Annotated in this window: 18 protein-coding genes; 9 read left to right on the forward strand and 9 right to left on the reverse strand. The window is 40.2% G+C overall.

All coding sequences use genetic code 11. The annotated features are described in order from the left end of the window. Positions 1-834, reverse strand: coding sequence for a glucosaminidase domain-containing protein (locus FIV01_RS07475; RefSeq protein ID WP_152431685.1), 834 nt, complete (start codon positions 832-834; stop codon positions 1-3). Continuing rightward, positions 827-1,630, reverse strand: a complete 804-nt coding sequence (locus FIV01_RS07480; RefSeq protein ID WP_152430439.1) for a DUF2189 domain-containing protein — start codon at positions 1,628-1,630, stop codon at positions 827-829. The genes FIV01_RS07475 and FIV01_RS07480 overlap by 8 nt, the downstream gene beginning before the upstream one ends. Before the next feature lie 361 nt (positions 1,631-1,991). Between FIV01_RS07480 and potA the strand changes: the two genes are divergently transcribed. The 4 genes from potA to FIV01_RS07500 all read left to right on the forward strand — a co-directional run bounded on the left by potA (position 1,992) and on the right by FIV01_RS07500 (position 6,063). After that, positions 1,992-3,128 carry a spermidine/putrescine ABC transporter ATP-binding protein PotA gene (potA, locus tag FIV01_RS07485; protein ID WP_152430440.1) on the forward strand — a complete coding sequence of 379 codons (1,137 nt, stop codon included), beginning with the start codon at positions 1,992-1,994 and terminating at the stop codon, positions 3,126-3,128. Then, positions 3,109-3,969: a spermidine/putrescine ABC transporter permease PotB gene (potB, locus tag FIV01_RS07490; RefSeq protein WP_152430441.1), complete on the forward strand. Its 861-nt coding sequence runs from the start codon at positions 3,109-3,111 to the stop codon at positions 3,967-3,969. Before potA ends, potB begins: the two co-directional genes overlap by 20 nt. Then, positions 3,969-4,733: a spermidine/putrescine ABC transporter permease PotC gene (gene potC / locus FIV01_RS07495; RefSeq protein WP_152430442.1), complete on the forward strand. Its 765-nt coding sequence runs from the start codon at positions 3,969-3,971 to the stop codon at positions 4,731-4,733. Before potB ends, potC begins: the two co-directional genes overlap by 1 nt. Before the next feature lie 292 nt (positions 4,734-5,025). Continuing rightward, a complete protein-coding gene (locus FIV01_RS07500) occupies positions 5,026-6,063 on the forward strand; it encodes an extracellular solute-binding protein (protein ID WP_114785663.1) in 1,038 nt (345 codons plus the stop codon). 70 nt (positions 6,064-6,133) lie between these two features. Here FIV01_RS07500 and cobB read toward each other — a convergent pair whose 3' ends face one another. Continuing rightward, complete coding sequence (cobB, locus tag FIV01_RS07505; RefSeq protein ID WP_152430443.1) at positions 6,134-6,856, reverse strand: Sir2 family NAD+-dependent deacetylase; 723 nt, start codon at positions 6,854-6,856, stop codon at positions 6,134-6,136. A gap of 287 nt (positions 6,857-7,143) precedes the next feature. Here cobB and FIV01_RS07510 point away from each other — a divergent pair, with 287 nt between their 5' ends. Next, positions 7,144-9,036, forward strand: a complete 1,893-nt coding sequence (locus FIV01_RS07510; RefSeq protein WP_152430444.1) for a methyl-accepting chemotaxis protein — start codon at positions 7,144-7,146, stop codon at positions 9,034-9,036. A gap of 180 nt (positions 9,037-9,216) precedes the next feature. Next, positions 9,217-10,293, forward strand: a complete 1,077-nt coding sequence (locus tag FIV01_RS07515) for a M23 family metallopeptidase (RefSeq protein ID WP_152430445.1) — start codon at positions 9,217-9,219, stop codon at positions 10,291-10,293. A 56-nt stretch (positions 10,294-10,349) separates the two neighbouring features. Here the strand turns inward: FIV01_RS07515 and FIV01_RS07520 are convergent, their stop codons facing one another. From FIV01_RS07520 to FIV01_RS07530, 3 genes are all read right to left on the reverse strand, one after another. Next, positions 10,350-10,943, reverse strand: coding sequence for a hypothetical protein (locus FIV01_RS07520; RefSeq protein ID WP_152430446.1), 594 nt, complete (start codon positions 10,941-10,943; stop codon positions 10,350-10,352). Position 10,944: 1 nt separating this feature from the next. Then, positions 10,945-12,504, reverse strand: coding sequence for an FAD-binding oxidoreductase (locus FIV01_RS07525; protein ID WP_246210371.1), 1,560 nt, complete (start codon positions 12,502-12,504; stop codon positions 10,945-10,947). Between the two features lie 228 nt (positions 12,505-12,732). Continuing rightward, positions 12,733-14,214, reverse strand: coding sequence for an FMN-binding glutamate synthase family protein (locus FIV01_RS07530; RefSeq protein ID WP_152430447.1), 1,482 nt, complete (start codon positions 14,212-14,214; stop codon positions 12,733-12,735). Between the two features lie 640 nt (positions 14,215-14,854). On the opposite strand from FIV01_RS07530, the gene FIV01_RS07535 reads away from it, so the two are divergent. After that, positions 14,855-15,580, forward strand: a complete 726-nt coding sequence (locus FIV01_RS07535; protein ID WP_152430448.1) for an SDR family NAD(P)-dependent oxidoreductase — start codon at positions 14,855-14,857, stop codon at positions 15,578-15,580. Positions 15,581-15,588: 8 nt separating this feature from the next. Then, positions 15,589-16,440 carry an amidohydrolase family protein gene (locus FIV01_RS07540; protein WP_152430449.1) on the forward strand — a complete coding sequence of 284 codons (852 nt, stop codon included), beginning with the start codon at positions 15,589-15,591 and terminating at the stop codon, positions 16,438-16,440. 4 nt (positions 16,441-16,444) lie between these two features. On the opposite strand, the gene FIV01_RS07545 is transcribed toward FIV01_RS07540, so the two are convergent. After that, positions 16,445-17,620: a mandelate racemase/muconate lactonizing enzyme family protein gene (locus FIV01_RS07545; protein WP_152430450.1), complete on the reverse strand. Its 1,176-nt coding sequence runs from the start codon at positions 17,618-17,620 to the stop codon at positions 16,445-16,447. A 32-nt stretch (positions 17,621-17,652) separates the two neighbouring features. Then, a complete protein-coding gene (locus FIV01_RS07550; RefSeq protein WP_152430451.1) occupies positions 17,653-18,423 on the reverse strand; it encodes a class II aldolase/adducin family protein in 771 nt (256 codons plus the stop codon). 736 nt (positions 18,424-19,159) lie between these two features. On the opposite strand from FIV01_RS07550, the gene FIV01_RS20595 reads away from it, so the two are divergent. Further along, positions 19,160-19,324, forward strand: coding sequence for a hypothetical protein (locus FIV01_RS20595; RefSeq protein WP_172971822.1), 165 nt, complete (start codon positions 19,160-19,162; stop codon positions 19,322-19,324). A gap of 201 nt (positions 19,325-19,525) precedes the next feature. On the opposite strand, the gene FIV01_RS07555 is transcribed toward FIV01_RS20595, so the two are convergent. Beyond that, the gene (locus FIV01_RS07555) at positions 19,526-19,894 is read right to left on the reverse strand and encodes a VOC family protein (RefSeq protein WP_152430452.1); all 369 of its coding nucleotides are present in this window, start codon (positions 19,892-19,894) and stop codon (positions 19,526-19,528) included. Between the last annotated feature and the right edge of the window lie 45 nt (positions 19,895-19,939).

Below are 19,939 nucleotides of genomic sequence, written 5' to 3' on the forward strand. Positions count from 1 at the left end.
TTATTCGTTGTCTTTCCAAAAAGGCTGATTGTGCCTTATCATTGCCTGCAGATCTTTGACATACTCCTCACCTCTTTCGGAATATTTCAGCAATCCTTGTGTAAGAGCGAGGGCCGCCGTTGTATCTGTCAGGCTTTCGCCACGCAAATGTCGCTGATAACGTATTTCTCGCAGCTCCTCGTAGGCTTTATTACGATTTACATTCATAAAATAGCCTTCTATCGATTCCTGTACTGAGGTAAATTTAGCGACTTCATGAATCATGCCCTCACCTCTTTTAAGTGGAATAACGCCACAACCAGCGGTATAACACCACTGCCCAAAGTAATTATTAGCCTGAGTTGCAAAGCGAGAGGTACCCCAGGCAGACTCGTTAGCGCCTTGTACCAAGACCAAAGCTTCAGGGATGACGTCAACACGATGAAGCATCTGATCAAGCCATTGCTTATCAATACCCGATGAATCGAGTTTCACCCTATACCGTTTAGATAAAGTCTTCGCATACTCAATATCTCGATCAGAAACCATCCCAGAAACAAAGTCATCTCTGATAGCATCAAGTCTGTTACGTTCATTCAAAACACGTTGATTTTCATAAGCAATTCCTGGTCGCAAGTAGTCAAAAAACGCTCTTTTTTTTGCTGTTACATTCTCAATAGATGTAAAATCCGGCGCTTCACCAATAGCGTAAACGTCAAAACTCGGCGAGGCTATCGGTTGAATTGCTGACGTGGTTTGTTGAATTTTGGGAGGTTGACGCTTTTCATAGTCATAGAAGCTGCAACCAGCTATTACGCCAGCTGCAGCAAGTGCAACGAGCTCACTTTTACGCATTGAACACTTGTGAATTTCCGTCATTATCGTCCTCATCGCTTGGCCCATCTGTTGTCACAATTTTTAGTCTGATACCAAACATATCTCTGTAGATAATACCTTTGATATGAAAATAAAAAGGGATAACCAAGATTAAGCCCAAACCGTAGAACACAGCCCCTAGGATGAACATAAATACGACCAATAGATATATTCCGGCAAGGACAAAAATCTTTTTATTAACCGCTCGTAAGGATAGCAACAAAGATTGCATTGGGGGGATTTGTTTCTCACAAATTAGCAAAACCGCATTGCTAAATGCGAGTGATAAGTACATGGATAAAAACGGAAGGATCATCCCGACAACAAGCTGAGCAAGCAAACTGAAAATTGTAGCGATAATCACAGGAATCGTGAATTGTAGTCCCTTTGCAATATGCCGTGGTTTGGTCGACAGACCTGCCGCATGGCTCATTGCCATTAAACTTACACCTGCTACAACAGGTGCACTAACTACTTCATAGCTAAAATTAGCAATAAAAATTGCTTGAACAATTCCAGGGTTAACTTCTTCTGGCTTGGTCAATATATCAGTAATGACCGATAAATTCCCAAGTTGTAGTTTCAGTGCTACGTAAAAAATCACTACTTGAGCGACTATCAACAAAAGTATACTAGGTGAAAATGAAAGAAAGTTTTTAGTTGTATGTTCCCATGCTTCTTTGAGAACAGCACCTATCTTAAGCTCATACTTACCTGAAAGTGCTCTTTCTACACTTCCACCCAAATTAAAATCTTTTTCTATACCATTGTTCATTAATGTTTCCGGTGCCGATTCCACGCCTGCTGATGTAAGTTTACTGACAAGTGCAGTTGGATTAAAAGTTTATAGCATTATACCGAAACCTCACTTTATCCACAGCCTAATTTTCTTTATCTGCTTGATTTAAAGACCAAATGATTGATAATTAGCCAAAAACGATAACTACCAACAATGCCTTAAACATGTGTCATCAACGAAGCAGCAGATCTTCATTATCAAAGTATGGCTTACTTGCCCTAGTTACACCTACATAATTTTAGGGGTTAAATATGAGAAAACACTTTGATTTCATACTCTGGCTTATTATTATGCGCCCCTCTAACTTTTGTAACTACTGGCTAATTTCTGTTGACCACTGGGAGAAAAACAGACGTTGAACAATAAACAACTTGAGACAAAGCCCGTTATCCAATTATGCGGGGTCAATAAAAGTTTCGATGGTAAACAAATTATCAAAAACCTTGACCTTGATGTAAACCATGGTGAATTTCTTACTATATTAGGGCCGTCGGGCTGCGGGAAAACAACCGTCCTCAGAATGATTGCAGGCTTTGAAGATGCAGATGAGGGAAAGGTTATCATCGACCAGCAAGATGTCACTCAAATTCCTGCCGAGAAAAGACACGTCAATACTGTTTTCCAAAGTTATGCCCTATTTCCTCACATGACGGTATACGAAAATGTAGCATTTGGGCTAAAGATGCAAAAAGTGCCTAGCTCGGACATACACTCTAGAGTGATAGAAGCGTTAAAAATGGTACGTTTGGATAACCTTGCACAACGCAAACCCCATCAACTCTCGGGAGGGCAACAGCAGCGTATCGCAATCGCCCGCGCAGTAGTTAATAAACCTAAAGTTCTGCTCCTAGATGAATCATTGTCTGCTCTAGATTACAAACTGCGTAAGCAGATGCAGGTGGAATTAAAGCAACTTCAACGCCAGCTAGGTATCACATTTATTTTTGTCACTCATGATCAAGAAGAAGCGTTGTCGATGTCAGATCGCATCATAGTGCTACGTGATGGTGTCATCGAGCAAGACGGTTCACCAAAAGAGATTTATGAAGAACCAAAAAATCTCTTCGTTGCTCGGTTTATTGGTGAAATAAATGTTTTCGAAGCAACCATGATCGAGCGATTAGACGAAAGACGTGTATTGACAAAAATAGAAGGTGTCGAGTCGATTGTTTATTACGATAAAGATGCCGCTCGTCAAGGAGATGTATTCAAGGTTCTTTTGCGTCCAGAAGATCTACGTCTTGAAGAAATAAGTGAATCAGAACAAAAAGGCATTGTCGGTCATATTTTGGAACGCACATATAAAGGTATGACTTTAGACTCAATCGTTCAGCTAACATCTGGAATGCGTGTAATGGTCAGTGAGTTCTTTAATGAGGACGATCCAGATGTCGATCATTCTATCGGGCAAAAAGTGTCGGTCACATGGGTTGAGAGCTGGGAGGTCGTCCTAGATGATAAGCAAGAAACTTAACTTACAAAGTGCAATTATCTTTCTTGTGGTTGGGTGGCTTACTCTCTTTGTAATGGTCCCCAACATCATGATCATAGGCACGAGTTTACTCACTCGCGATGAATCAAATCTCATTGATCTGACGATAACATTTAGCAATTACACGCGCCTACTCGACCCTCTTTATGCCAAAGTAATCTGGCATTCATTTTATATGGCGTCTGTTGCGACCTTATTATGTCTAGTTATTGGCTATCCATTTGCGTACATAATGGCATCAATGCCAGTCAAAATACGTCCCATAATGGTATTTTTAGTCATTGTTCCTTTTTGGACCAATTCCTTAATTCGTACTTATGGGTTGAAGATCGTCATTGGTACACAAGGAATTGTGAACAAGTCTTTACTGGCTCTCGACATTATCGATAAACCGCTACGTATTATGTATACGGAAGCAGCCGTCATGATTGGACTTATCTATATCCTGCTTCCCTTTATGATTCTGCCTCTCTATTCCACCATTGAAAAATTAGACAGGACATTCATAGAAGCAGCAAGAGATCTTGGTGCCAATAAATTTCATACTTTTACCAAAGTCATTCTACCTCTTACCATGCCGGGTATTATTGGTGGATGTCTACTAGTTCTTCTTCCAGCATTAGGAATGTTTTATATTTCTGACTTACTCGGAGGCGCAAAAAACCTCTTAATAGGTAATGTCATAAAAAGCCAAGTACTTAACGCAAGAGACTGGCCGTTTGGTGCAGCAACAAGTATTTCACTTACTTTAGTGATGGCGATAATGCTTTATGCCTACTATCGGGCCGGTAAACTATTGAATAAAAGAGTGGAGTTAGACTAATGGAAAAAAGTATTAAATTTGGCTTCCTCAGCTTAGTCTACGCCTTTCTCTACCTACCGATCATTGTTTTGATAATAAACTCATTTAATGCGAGTAAATTCGGTATCAAATGGGGAGGTTTTACAACTAAGTGGTATCATGCACTGGTAAACAACGACAGCCTAGTACAAGCCGCTTGGCATTCACTTAATGTTGCGGTTTTTTCAGCAACCGCAGCCACCATTATTGGTAGCCTAACTGCAGTGGCACTATTTCGTTATTCGTTCAAAGGAAAACCTTTGGTTAATGGATTGCTATTCGTGGTTATGATGTCACCCGACATTGTGATGGCTATATCCTTATTAGCGCTATTTTTACTTTTAGGCGCTCAATTAGGCTTCCTAACTTTATTAATTTCACATATCACTTTCTGTTTACCCTTTGTCGTGATCACTGTTTACAGTCGATTAAATGGGTTTGATGTTAAAATGCTCGAGGCTGCAAAAGACCTCGGGGCAAATGAATGGATTATTCTCAAGCAAATCTTGCTGCCCCTCGCCAAACCAGCTGTCGCTGGGGGATGGCTGCTCAGTTTCACCCTTTCGTTAGACGATGTTATCGTCAGCTCATTCGTAACAGGTCCAACATATGAAATTTTACCATTGAAGATATACTCCATGGTAAAAGTCGGGATCTCGCCAGAAGTCAATGCTTTAGCAACAATTATGTTGATAATATCTCTAACCTTAGTTGCTATTTCTCAATGCTTGGCAAGACAAAAATAGTCAAGCTACCAAGTAGTTATAGCTGCTTGGTGTTTATAAGAATATATAACATCAAATCCAATAAATGGCATAGATTGTAATATATGGATAAAAACTAAACGCAAGCTTTCATATTTATACTGATACATAGAAAATCACTGTCATTTCTCATAATTTAGATTCATATTGTGCCTATTCAGTGATTTGATTGATATAATCCCTAGCCGAGATGATTGTACAATCATCTCATAATTAAGGCTTAATTTTTATAAACGCCTCATTGGCAAATTACTCAAAGGCAAAACTTATAACAATGAAAAATAAATTTTTCTCTAGCGCTTTATGCGCCGCGTCTTTAATCGCATCTCCAGCAATGGCTGCAGATCAAGAGCTATACTTTTACAATTGGTCTGAGTACATTCCTAGCGAAGTATTAACGGACTTTACCAAAGAAACAGGCATCAAAGTCATCTACTCAACTTATGAGTCAAATGAAAGCATGTATGCCAAACTCAAGACCCAAGGCTCTGGCTATGATCTGGTCGTTCCTTCTACTTATTTTGTTTCCAAAATGCGTAAAGAAGGCATGTTGCAGAAAATCGATCATAAGAAGCTTTCCAACTATGTTGGTCTTGATAGCAACTTTTTAAATAAGCCTTTCGACCCAGACAACAGTTACTCTATCCCTTATATTTGGGGCGCGACAGGTATTGCCATCAATTCAGACATGCTCGACAAATCTTCTATCACGAAATGGGATGATTTGTGGGACAGCAAATGGGAAGGCCAACTGATGCTCATGGATGACTCTAGAGAAGTATTCCATATGGCATTAGCTAAACTAGGCTACTCACCAAACTCAACCAACCCTGATGAAATTAAAGCAGCTTATCAGGAGTTGAAAAAGCTCATGCCAAACGTACTGGTATTTAACTCTGACTTTCCTGCAAACCCATACCTAGCAGGAGAAGTGTCTCTTGGTATGCTTTGGAATGGTTCTGCATATATGGCACGCCAAGAAGGCGCACCTATTGATATTATTTGGCCAGAAAATGGGCCTGTTTTATGGATGGATAGCCTATCTATCCCATCAGGCGCTAAAAATATTGAAGCTGCGCATAAGATGATAAACTTCCTTATTCGCCCAGAAAATGCAGCAAAAATTGCGCTAGAGATTGGTTACCCAACACCAGTGGCTGCTGCGAATAAATTATTGCCGAAGAAATTTGCTAATGATCCGAATATTTATCCACCAAAAGCCGCTATGGAAAGTGGTACTTGGACAGATGATGTCGGCGAAGCAAGTGTAATTTATGACGAGTACTTCCAAAAACTAAAAGTAAGCAACTAATAGTCCGGTTTGATGACTCAATTAAAAAAGCGGCTACTGCCGCTTTTTTACTCACTGCTCCTAACAGCCCCTAAAACTCATCAGCTTCCAATAATTCATTAACTAACTTTGGCACCTCTATACTCGCCTTACCATAACGTTTTTCTTCAAACTCACTTTCAACAGCGCTTGGCTCTAGATTTAATTCCATCGTATAGGCCCCGTTTGCCCTTGCTTCATGAACAAAGCCAGCCGCTGGATAAACCACCCCTGAAGTACCTATTGATATGAATAAATCTGCATTTTCTAGAGACTCATATATCTCGGCCATTCTCAATGGCATTTCTCCAAACCAAACGATATGTGGGCGGAGCTGAACTGGAAACTGACAACAATGACATAAATCACCAGTATGAATGTCCCCTTTTTCCTCAACTGTCTGATTCGACCCACTGCATCTTGCTTTTAAGAGTTCACCATGCATATGGATGATGTTTTTATTTCCTGCTCTTTCGTGAAGATTGTCAATATTTTGCGTAATGATTGTTACTCTGCCCTTTAACTCTTTTTCTAAACGCCCAAGAGCTAGATGAGCGGGGTTAGGTTTAACCCAATCTTCTTGTAGCTTTGCACGCCTTTGGTTATAAAACTTCTGCACCAATTCTGGATCGCGCTCAAACCCTTCAGGCGTTGCAACGTCCTCAATGCGATGATCTTCCCACAAGCCATCCTGAGCTCTGAAAGTTTGAATCCCAGATTCTGCTGAGATTCCAGCCCCGGTTAGTATCACGATATTTGTATAGGGAAAATTCATCCGGAGATCCTCTGTGTTTAACTATTCTTTAGCTTATCACTTGAGCTTTAACTTCATAATACAGAGGGCTTAGACCATAGTCTAAATCTCCCATTTAGGTTGTATTTCTGTGAACCTACACCAGAGACTGGTACCATTTATGCGTTTCTCAATTCACGTTTACTTAGCTCGAATCGTCTTTCGAGCATAGCTTGCAATGTTCTCATTTGATGCTATTCCTTTAGTGTTCACGTCAAATATAAAAATAGCTGCATATATTTACATGTCAGAGGCTACGGAGAGCTCGAATGGAAAGGTCTAGGTCGAATAAGAAGCCATTTTCTTTTGCAATATCAATTCGCGGTAAGTTACTTCTGATTAATCTCACCTTGTTAACCTGTGTTGGCTTATATGCATTTTATGAACACGCGAGTTTTTCAAGCTTTGAGTCTCTAGAACATGCAGCAACAGAAAACTTACAAGCTTCTGTAGATTTGTTAACGTTACGACGTCATGAAAAAGACTTCCTAGTGAGAAAAGAGAACAAGTACCCTAAACGATTCGATGACGTATTTAATACACTCTCCCAAAGGCTAGTTGACCTAAATAGCTTATTGAAATTACATAACCTTCATCTAGAGAAGCAAACCACAAATATCATTGAAACCTTAGATAGGTATCAACAACAGTTTCACTTACTCGTGGATAAAGTAAACAGTATTGAGGGCATAGAAACTTCGGACAACCATAGGTCTCGCTTAGAAAATTCGAGGAAAAAATTAAAAAGCGCGGCATCTAGTTATGACAGCTTTTATTTAGAAGTTGAGCTTCTGGAGCTGATAGAGAAAGATTATCGATACCTCGCTGACTCTACTGCAGAGAGTAGTAATAACCTACTGAAAGCAGTATCTAACTTTGCCATTAGCGAACATGTTCCATCGTCATTGAAACCAGAGTTCGATCAATATAAACAAGATGTAGAGGCATTAGTCTCAGCCTCTACAGAACTAGGTCACTCCGCAGATGAAGGTTTGAAAGCACAACTGCGAAAAAATGTACATAATGCTGAAAATAGTATTAAGTCACTTCAAACTGAAATAAGTCACGCAATTAAATTAAAATCTGAGCAAATACGGACTCAGCTTTTAGTGTTTGGCAGCGCTATAGTAGCGATACTATCTATACTACTTTTTTTTATCGGACGTAGCATTCTCAGTCGCATTAATGCCATTAATATCTTAATGAAAGAAATCGCCAGTGGAAATGGCGATCTCACCGTACGGATGAATGCCAAAGGGAATGATGAACTCGCTCAATTGGCCAGTTCTTTTGATATATTTATTTCTAAGTTGCACGGAAATATTCAAGATGTGGCTAAAGTTATGAGCATCTTGGGAGAAAGTTCTGAGAATTCAAAAACGAGCGCTGTTAAGAGCATGAACAACGCTGAACAACAAAAAATTCAATCTGAGTCTGTTGCTACTGCCGTTAATGAATTAGTCATGACAAGCAATGAAATCACTGCCAACATAGAGTGTGCCGCAAATAGCGCAGAAACTATCAAGCAAGATGCACAAGGAGCATTAGAAATTACGCTTGCTACCAGCAAAAGTATGCAATCATTATCGTCAAATATTTCAGAATCTCAGGCTTTAATAGTAAACCTAGCAGAGCAAAGTAAAGAAATTAACCAAGTCATTACCGCCATTCAAAACATTGCCGAACAAACAAATCTTCTTGCACTAAATGCGGCAATAGAGGCCGCGCGTGCAGGCGAATATGGTCGAGGGTTTTCTGTGGTGGCCGATGAGGTTAGGCAGCTTTCTCTAATGACAAACAATTCAACTCATCAAATAGAATCAACCATCCAAGAATTAGCGTCAGGTATACAAGATACAGCGACAAAAATGTCATCAAGTATAGATTTAGCATGCCATACAAAAGAAACGGCTAGTGATGTTGTGAAGGCCATAGAAGACATGGTTATTCGTATCAATACTATGTCAGATATGAACACCCAAATTGCGACAGCTTCAGAACAGCAATCTATGGTATCAGCTGAAATTGACCGCAATATTACCGAGATAGCGCATCTTGCTAGTGATACCCACCATATTGTGTCGGGGTCAGTACACTGTAGTGAACAAGTGTCTAGTGTTAGCCATAAACTCGAAAAGATTGTTGCACAGTTTAAATACTAGCGCTAATCGATAAAGATATATTACTTTCATTAGATAATTAGGCGCCGCACCTATTGCGGTATAGTTGCAGGTCATACGAACTAAGTAGATAACAGTAGAAGCAGTTCTGTGGTGTAAATCTGCTGTCAACATAGAAGGTGGTCGTAAGGACTTGCCCAATACAGTTGACTGGAGAGAACAATGAAAACGATACTACTCACATTCGCCCTATTTTGGAGTGTAAATAGCGTTGCGCATTCGCTTATGCCCCCTATTGATATAGGAAAAATTGATAAAGCAAAGGTAGGGTCACTCAATAGCCAAACCTTTATCTCTGAAAATAACTTCGTTTTTAGACCGATTGAGCACCCTTTCAATATGCAAATGTACTTTTCAGAATACAATGAGTGGCATCTTCTTGAGGAAGACCTGCTACATTGGAGCGGTGCTATGGGTATAGACCCAAGAGTTGTCTTAACCACCCTAGCAATAACTTCAGGTTGGAACCCCAAGTCTAATCCAAGTGATCCTGAGTTATCACGATATAAGCTTGATATTAAACAGATAACAAATTACCTTTCACAGGTTTTTTATCAGTCCATCAATCAAAGTTTATCTGATGATCAAGCAATAAGCTTTGCGCTTTCATCTTCGCTCAAATCTAGCGCTTTATGGCCACAATGGGTCAGTTTTTATAAAGAGTGGTTTGGTGAGCCTAGCTCTGACCAGAGTAGGACAAAATCAGCTCAACCTGAGATGCAATGGCCATGGAGAGCAGGTTATAATTGGGTCCCTAACGGACCTCATTCACATACTGGTTCAGGATTTCCATTGTCATCTATCGATGTTTCTTATGATTGGCCACGTTGGGGAGGACAGACTTACAGTGTTACAGCTGCCCATGAAGGTTATGTGTCAATATTTTCACGGTGCCAGCTAAGAGTGACACACCCTGATGGATGGGCGACCAATTACTATCATATGGATGGGATCGATATCCAACACGGAGCTTGGGTTAGCAAGAATGACAGAATAGGTACCTACGCAAGCCAAAAGAATATTGCCCTTTGTCAGGGGGGCTCATCGACAGGGCCACACCTGCATTTCTCGGTCCTATTCAATGGCCGCTTTCAGTCACTACAAAATTTATCTCTTGGCCCTTACCAGGTTGACGTAGGAAGATATAGCTATGACAACAATTGTCGTTATACATGGATGACTGACAAACGAAGTAATAATAAACGTTGTTTCTGGTCGCGAATTGATAACCCTCTATAAGTATATGTGTAGAATCTCCCAGTCAGAATTGGGAGATTCTGATACGGCTTATAACACTAAAACTTAGAGGCGACACTCATAGCGATATCTTTCACCCCATTTATTCGTCGCTTTATTGGTTGAATTACCCAGTACCTCAACAAAATCAGCACTATCTGAACAAATATATATTCTCTTCTACAATACAGAACGCACAAATAGTCAAATTTATCTGTCTTTCCTTCAAACAATACGTTGGGAAAAACAAACTTCTGCCGCTTGGCTATCTTCGAGTTTCGAGCTCCGGCCATGTAGTAACGCTTTCTGGTTGTGAATGCTTTCCAGCTAGCAATTAGAAATACGTAACCTCGATCAAAATCAGATAACTCATTTTTTACCCAGATACTCCCCCCTTCCACCACTTCATTGGCAGAATGACACAGAGTATGTTGCTCCATTTCTTGCGGAAGGTCTGAAATATAGACTAATGGGTGTTCACAATTGACAGTATATCCGGCCCACATCTTACCATCTTGGTCATAAAGCGCCTCAACATATGTTCGCCGACGAAGCTCTTCAATAGTGATTGTATTTCCAGATATTGCTTTGTAATTCAATGCAAACTCGCCATATTCTGAATCCGTTTTAATGGATTTGAGTTTTTTATTCATCTTATATGGCCTCGCCCATTTGGTAACGTCCTGGTGCAACAATATTATTAGGGTCTAAAGCGACTTTAATTTTATTGCGAATAATTAAAGCATCAAGTTCCAGCTCCTGATCACTAGTAAAAGGCATCTCATCGACCGCTCGACGGTAACAAGGCCATTGATAACGTCGATAGAGATCGTTCAATTTTTGTCTTAGCTCAGTCGCCTTTTCTATTTCGTTTGGATTAGTCGCGTCGTAATAAATGCTGATTATTGCCTGACACATATGAGCGCTTACAGCAGTGATGGTGACTCCAAGTTCAAAACCCGCTTTATCAAAGGCTTGCTTTGACAGGCGCATACATTTTTCAACTTCTTCACCAACCATAGGGATAGATGGCGCAATCCAAAAAAAACCAGCGCCATCACGGACTGGATCCATAGATTTTGGGATCTTTCCGGTATATCGCCAATAACAACCTTTCAGGGCGAGATCTTTAGGATTTCCCTCAAACATATCCATCATTTGTGTAAAGTCATTAAGGCTATTCGATAAACGTTGGTAGAAAGCAACATTCCCCAATAGTCTTCCCGTTATATTCGCTAAAGAATTAACTTGTCGAAGTGTATCGAAACTAATAACGTTGACCCGTGCAATAGGTTTTAATAATTTTTTTACTCGCTTGGCTTTTTCTTTCGCGACTCTTTTGGTGCCAGCAATGAGAAAGGCTCCGGACCAAGGGGGGATACCATGCTTTTTACAAAGTGGGGCAATGTCGTCTTCACTAATGCCTTTAGATGGATTCCATTTATCAAAATTAAAACGTTCCATCATTGTCAACATACGATAGTGATTCCCTAAATGAGGTAAGCCATCTATACTCCCTTCCGCTTTAAGCTGACGCATTATCTCGATGTATTTAGGTAAGTCTTTCGAAGACGTCAAACGAACTAAGCAGCGTAAGCTTGCTTCAGGTTTTAGCATTAATTCAAACTTCATCTTACTGACTACAGCTAGATTGTTTTGCGTAAACAGCTCATGTAGGTTAGCTGATAGACCAGCTCTACCGTTGTAACGTACACTGCGGCTGAGTTCTAAGACCTCACCGCTCGGCAAGATAAGTTCGCTGATAGTAAAATGTCGACTGCGATTACCCACAGGTCCATGACCAAAACCTCGCTCTAATACATTACCAACAATACTGGTATCAGGTCCTGCCCCTGTGCAGTCTAAAATCCAATTAGTATGCTTAAGATACTCAGATAATTGGCCCTGCGTGACACCAGGTTCAATTTCTACGACCCCAAGATCTTCATCAAAACTTAGGATACGATTCATCTTACTAAGGTCGAGTAAAACACACCCATTTTTTGCCGGTGCGTTGTACCCATAACCCCAATTATTTCCTTTACTTATGGGATAAAATGGCTGTTTATTAATAAATGCTTGCTTAATAAACTGTTTAAGTTGCAGGTCATTTTCAGGCTTTACCACATCACAAATCATGCGTGAATGCTTACCGAGACCACTATGGACTTCAATATTTCGTGCACAGAAATCCTTCTCTTCAACACAAAACAAAACATACTCCTTGATTGGTTTGAATACCGTTGATTCATCCTAAAACTGTGCAATTTGTAACGCAGAATAGAATTGGGATTGGATTATGTCACAAAGCCAATAACAAACAATGCACATATCTAAAACCTGAACATATTCAACAAAATAAAGCTTATGTATTTAGCGCACTATTAATATGGTTATTTTAAAGCCTCGATATAAGATAATTATGGAAATGTAGAATAAAACTTATTTATGATGTCGGTAGAGTTCATCTAAAGCAACGGACAAGCCATCTTCTTTTACTATTCTTATATGCTCACGCTTTAAGCCCCCTGCATTGCTTAATCCACATGAGTGTGCAATCAACCCGATTCCATAATGGATGTATTTGTTATAGTTAGCAACGCGAGTCATCTTATCCTCAACATTAAGTCCTTGTTGAAGACGTTTGTCATGTGTAGTAATACCTGTTGGACAGGTGTCTTTGTTACATTGCAAAGCTTGGATGCAACCAAGCGCAAGCATGTGCCCTCGTGCTGACACAACAAAATCAGCACCCATTGCCAACGCCCAAGCAACCTTGGAAGGTGTGATAAGTTTGCCAGACGCAATCACTTTTACGCGAGAGCTCAGTCCATACTCATGAAGAATGCTGACCACAATAGGTAAACTTTCTTTTAGAGGTAATCCAACATAGTCCATAAGTGGTTGTGGGGCAGCACCTGTGCCGCCATCAGCACTATCGATAGTGATAAAATCAGGAGCGCTATCATGACCTCGCTTATCGATCTCATTGAACAAATCATAAATCCATGCTTGTGAACCCAATACAGATTTAAAACCAACTGGCTTTCCCGTCACATTTCGAACCCGACTGATCATATCGAGTAAATCACTAACACTACGAACATCAGGGTGCCCATTTGGGCTTATTGAATCTTGCCCCTCAGGTATCCCTCTGATTTTTGCAATTTCAGCCGTCACTTTTCGACCGGGCAAAATCCCTCCCTTACCTGGTTTTGCTCCCTGACTCATCTTAATTTCAAACATTTTAACGCTGTCATGTGACGCTATTTCAATCAGCTTTTCATCGGATAGATTACCCAAACTATCTCGAACACCATATTTCGCTGTCCCTATTTGGAAAACAAGGTCACATCCTCCTTCCAAATGGTAAGAACTTAGCCCCCCTTCACCTGTATTTAGCCAACATCCAGCCATCTTAGCGCCTTTTGATAAAGCCCTAACGGCAGGTTTTGAGAGTGCTCCGAAACTCATCGCTGAGATGTTAAAGATTGAGGAAGTGACATAAGGGCTTCGACAGTTGGGACCAATGGTTATGGGAGCGGGAGACACCGCATCTTCTTCAAGAGTAGGAAAGGCACAGTTCATGAACATAATCGTGCCTGTCGCATCCAAATTACGTGTCGAGCCAAAAGCGATTGTTCGATCTACATTTTTAGCGGCTTTATAAACCCAGCTTCGCTCGGCTCGATTAAAAGGCATCTCTTCTCGGTCCATCGCAAAAAAGTACTGCCTAAAAAACTCGCCCTGTTTTTCAAACAAATACCTAAAACGACCAATCACCGGATAGTTATGTCTTATTGCGTGGGTATGTTGGCGCTTATCTACAATATACATGTAAATAATAGCAATCGCTCCGCCACCAACGACGAGAGTAAATAGCCCTGAAAACAGATCAATTCCTATAATAAATAACTCACCCATTGCACCGCTCCACTTTGGTAAAACACTTATTTGCTTCGTCTCTTGAACACTATAGCTGACTATTTACCACTTAACTGATATCAAAAAAAGAGCAACTCAACCAGTCTTTGCAACTGCCATTTGGCCTCAAGAACACTGAACTTCCATATATATTGAACCGAAAGATAACAGGTGCAGAAAACTATAAACCTTCATCCAATAAGGTTCGACGATGTCTCATGTTTTCCTCTTTGTCAGCCAAGTTAATGGTTACTGAGACATGCATTAGAAATGATGTAAAATTCTTGTTAACTGCTTCTATGATTAACAAAGCTCTAATAAACTTAACTCAAAATTGACTGCAATTTATTGAAATTAGGATACTTTAATCGTTGATGTAAGTATTTATTCACAGAGGTTAAATAAAACTTTTGTACAATCGATAAACTCTGGTTCAACAAGTTTAGGAACACCCGTTTTTAACTCAGTTAATCATTGGACTATCAAAAGGATATGATAGAATTGTCAATAGTGATGAAGTATTTAACAACGCTATTTCCGTTGTCGTCCTGTGCCTGTATCGGCCCATACTCACCAATATTGACAAATTACAATTAAAAACCATGTGCTCAAGTCGTGGTTTTCAAACGGAGAAATGCAGATGAAAAGAACGTGTGTGATCACAGGTGGCAGCTCAGGAATTGGCCGAGCTATTGCGACTCTTTTTGTTGATAACGGCTACAAAGTTTATAATTTGGATATCAACCATAGTGATGAAGGTACTCACCTCCCTTGTGATATCACCAATCATGAAACTGTACAAAATCACATCAATGATATTGCTCAAAACGGTTCCATTGATGTCTTGATAACAAGTGCCGGTGTGCACTTTTCCGCTAATATAGAAAACACATCAGAGCAGGATTTTCAACGAGTATTTGATATTAACGTCAAAGGGGTTTATTCAGCTATACAAGCCGCTTTACCGACTATGAAAAAGCAACAATCAGGCTCAATTATCATCATCGCATCAGAGCAAGCGCTCGTGGCTAAACCTAATTCTTTCGCTTACAACATGAGCAAAGCCGCACTGGCTTCCCTCGCCAAAACCACTGCTTTGGATTACGCCAAATACAATATCCGAGCAAACGCTTTGTGCCCTGGAACCATTGAAACACCTTTATACCACAAAGCTATCGAGCGTTACTGTAATGCTTCTGGTTGTGACATTGACGAAGTCCATAAGAGTGAAGCAATGCTTCAACCATTAGGACGTTTAGGACAACCTGAAGAGGTTGCGCACTATGCACTTTTTCTTGCCAGCGATAATGCATCATTTATCACAGGCACCACTCCAGTAATCGATGGCGGTTACACAACAGGGTAAACTTAGCAATGTTTAAACTCATCGATCCTCACCTACACTTTTTTGATCTGACTAAAGGCGATTATCACTGGCTCAAGCCGACAAATCCGCCATTTTGGTCTGATAAACCTCTTATCGCTAAAAACTTTAATCAAGAGGACCTGCAAGTTAGTCAAGGGCTTGAACTCTGTGGTTATGTACATATTGAAGCTGGGTATGATAACCAGCATTTTTGGCGAGAAGTTGAATGGTTAGAATCAAATAAGGGCTTGTCTTTTAGAACCGTTGCTTCAGCTGATCTGACTCGCTCCCCCGAGCTATTTACAGAAGATATTAATAAGCTAAAACAATACTCTTCAGTTGTTGGAGTAAGGCATATCTTTGATGAAGAAGCACTTAACTTGCTCAATAACCCCTCGGTCATTAAAAATCTTGAGCAATTAGCACAGCACGATTTATCCTTTGATTTGCAAATGCCATTCTGTGATGCAGAATCTGTCGATGCTTTGTTAACTCATATGAGCTCTTTACCTCACCTTAATGTCATCATCAACCACGCTGGTTTTCCACCATTACCTCATGAGTCAAGCTGGAAAGTCTGGCAAAACAACATTAAGTCTGTCGCGAAGTATCCAAATGTAGCAGTGAAATGTTCAGGCTGGGAAATGAAAAGCAGAGACTATAGTATGGACTGGGTCACTCAAGTTATTGCTGAGTGCTTAGAAGCGTTTGGCCATGATAGAGTAATGTTGGCAAGCAATTTTCCTTTGTGCCTATTTTCAATGAGTTATGACGCTTATTGGGGAAGCGTTTTAGGTATACCCAAGGAAAATACGCAGGCATTAATGTATGATAATGCCTGCCAATGGTATAAATTCTAAGCCGTTATTTTACCGAAACATGAGGTGATCGCTTGATTACCTCATCATTTAGTTCAATTCCAATTCCGGGAGTGTCTGGTGCTTGGAAAAAGCCATCTTTAGGCTGAGGATCTTGAATGCAAAGCTCTCGATTCCACTCCTTAATCGCGTAAGTATGATGCTCATGTATTAAAAAGTTAGGGATTGCGGTTTCCAAGTGAAGCGACGCAGCTGTCGCAACTGGCCCACCACAGACATGAGCTTGTATTCTGATATCATAGACATCCGCATAATCGCAAACTTTCTTAGCTTCAGTAAAGCCACCGCATAACCCAACATCAGGTTGCAATACATCGATACTTTGATCTTCAAAATATGGCCTCACATCCCAACGATGATACAAGCGCTCACCCCCAGCGATTGGAACATTAACTCTTTCAGATACTTTCTTATGAATGGCAGAGTTTAGATAATTGACAGGCTCTTCGTACATCATACAACCGACTTCTTCGACAACCTCTCCCATTTGAATGGCAGATGCCGCACCCATCAATGAATGAGATTCAAAAATGATGTCGACGTCTGGGCCTACTGCATCTCTAATCGCTCTCAAACGGTCACCAAAGAGGCGCATCTGTGGTTGAGTGAATAGTTTAGTCCGGTCAAAAGATGATTCGCCATTTTGGTCATAAACAATAGGATCGACTTTAACCGCATCATAACCTTCCGCTACAGCTTTAAGCGCTGCTTCAGCGTACTCTGTGGGTTGAATGAGCTTATTACATTCTTTATCCCAATCAAATTGTAATTGGCTTGCATAAGTGCGCAGCTTGTCATTGGTTTTACCGCCGAGAAGCTGATATACAGGTAAACCAAGTGCCTTGCCTTTGATGTCCCACAATGCCGTATCAATCGCGCTCATAGCTGCATACAAAACAGGCCCACCACCTAACCCCCAAAAGCTCTCTCTGAGCATCCTTGACCATAATTTCTCTGTATTAAAAGGGTCAAAGCCAATCAACACGGCTTCTGCGATTTCTTTGATCATGGCAGCAGCGGCACTGTGTCCCCAATCGTAAGCAAGGCCAGCTTCCCCTACACCTGAAGTCCCTTCATCAGTATGAATACGAACAAATACGGGATTCCAAGGTGGTCTTTTAGGGCAGTGAATATCAAAAATTTCTATTTCGGTGATTTTCATTGAAACAAACTCAACTATAAATAATTAAACAACTAAATATCAAAATCAGGGTAACGCTGTTTTACTCTTCTCATCATTGCTGGCCATGCCTTTTGACCACCAGTTAAACCAGAATGCACTACGTTGGCTTGGGCCTTAATTCCATCAACAATAGATTGGTCGACAAGATGATACTTCTGGCCCGTTGACTGAATCTGCAACTGGATTTGACAGGCTCTTGTCAGATCGTACATATGCATAAATGCATCGCCAATGGTCTTACCCATAGTTAACGCGCCATGATTGCGCAATAGCATAAAATTGGCATCTCCAAGATCATCCTGTAAACGCAGCTTTTCTTCATGGTTGACCGCTAGTCCTTCGTAATCATGATAACTCATGGAAGCCAATGCGAACATTGAGTATTGGCTTAATGGAAGGAGCCCTTCTTTTAAACTGGCAATCGCAACCGTCGCGTCTGTATGGACATGAAGAGCACATTGGTCGTCAGGCCTCGCTTCATGAACTGCGCTATGAATTGTAAAGCCCGCAGGATTAATGTTAAAAGGCGTATGAGGATCAACAATATTACCTTCAATATCAATTTTGACTAGATTGGATGCAGTGATCTCATCAAACGAAAGACCGAATGCATTAATCAGTAAATCTTCTGTTCCCGGTATACGAGCCGATATATGTGTATGAATGAGATCGTCCCAACCATGCATAACGAAAAGACGATACGCTGCTGCTAGTTCAACTCTTGTCTGCCACTCAACATCTGACACCTTATCCTTAATGCTCAAAATAGGTATGTCGTACATACTCATACTCCAACTTATACAAACTTATGACATAGTAAACTATATAATGGACCATGGTACCAACAATAGACTTGGAGTTGGATGCCTAAATGAGATGTTTTGTTGTTCTCATTACATTGGCGACGAGTAGACTGACTAGGTAATTAAAAAGCCATAATGTCAGAATATAAAGGTATATTGATATCGCTTAAAAATACATACGCAAACTACTCATGCATAAAAATAAACCCGTTTATCAGTCATCATGAGATAAATTGGTGCATTTATAATACAGAGAAATTATTGACAACTTAAATATCAAAATTAGCATAAACCGATTAAGTAACATATTGGTAGATAGAAGAATACTTCTAGTTGACCATACTGTAAAGAAAAACATAGACATTTCACAAGTCCATTTTCTATATAAAACATTGAAAAATATGAATTTTATAAAGATTAAATCATACATATAGCTATTGATACACGATATGTTGTCGCATTTATTGGACATAAAGTTATTTTGTGAAATTTTCTATTTTAAAAATGCCCTTAGTTTGTCAAAGTATTCACCCGTTGGTTAAGCAAAACAAAAATTAAAATTATTCACAAAAACGTCAGGTAGGATTATTGATGTAACTAGTTTTCATTTAGCCGTGAAAAGTAGAAAAACAAAAATACCAAATTAATTTCACCATAAACAGATTAGTTTACAGTGCTGAAATATCCTACAACTTTCACCTTAAGGGAGTTTACAATGAACGACTTAAATGAACTAAAACGCTGGGTAGAAATCGTGCAAAGATCAGCCGTGCCATCGAACGGTGAGCAGCTAACAACCAATGAGAAACAAGCGCTTGCACAGTGCTGCAGGGTATTAGCTCAAACGGCAGAGCTTATCGCCGATAAGGTCGCCGCCTAACCTGTCGCGATTAGCACTTGTGACTCTATAGCATGAGTCACAAGTGGTGCTAGCTCCCTCTTCACCATCTCAAAACCCCTAAGAATTATTTTGTAGAAAGTGCCGCGTTAAACGGTTCTACTTCTTTCGCGTCAAAGCGTTAATCAGCCACTTAATATCAAACAGCCAAAGAATCGGGTCGAATGTGCGTATTGTTAAGCATCACTCTGCGCGGTGACATACTGCTTCAATATTATGGCCATCTGGATCAATAACAAATGCTCCATAATAATTGGGATGATATTGTTCTCTTATACCTGGTGAGCCATTATCTTTTCCACCAGAGGCCATGGCAGCTTCATAAAACTGGTCTACCTGTTTTCGATTGTCAGCAGCAAAAGCAACATGTAAGGGAGGTTGTGGTAGATTACCTTTTCCAAGCCAAAATTCTGCTTTTCCATTCTTTCCGAAACCACTTGCATCTTCAAGCTCCACTATTTTATCAATGCCCAAGGGGGCCAAAGCTTTAGAATAAAATTCATTACTTTTTTCAAAGTCAGATACTGAAAATCCAATGTGATCAATTATCATCGTAATATTCCTTTATGGTTTTTTAAACCTAACGTTTTATTCGTG

Source organism: Vibrio aquimaris (assembly GCF_009363415.1).
GTDB classification, from domain to species: Bacteria; Pseudomonadota; Gammaproteobacteria; order Enterobacterales; family Vibrionaceae; genus Vibrio; species Vibrio aquimaris.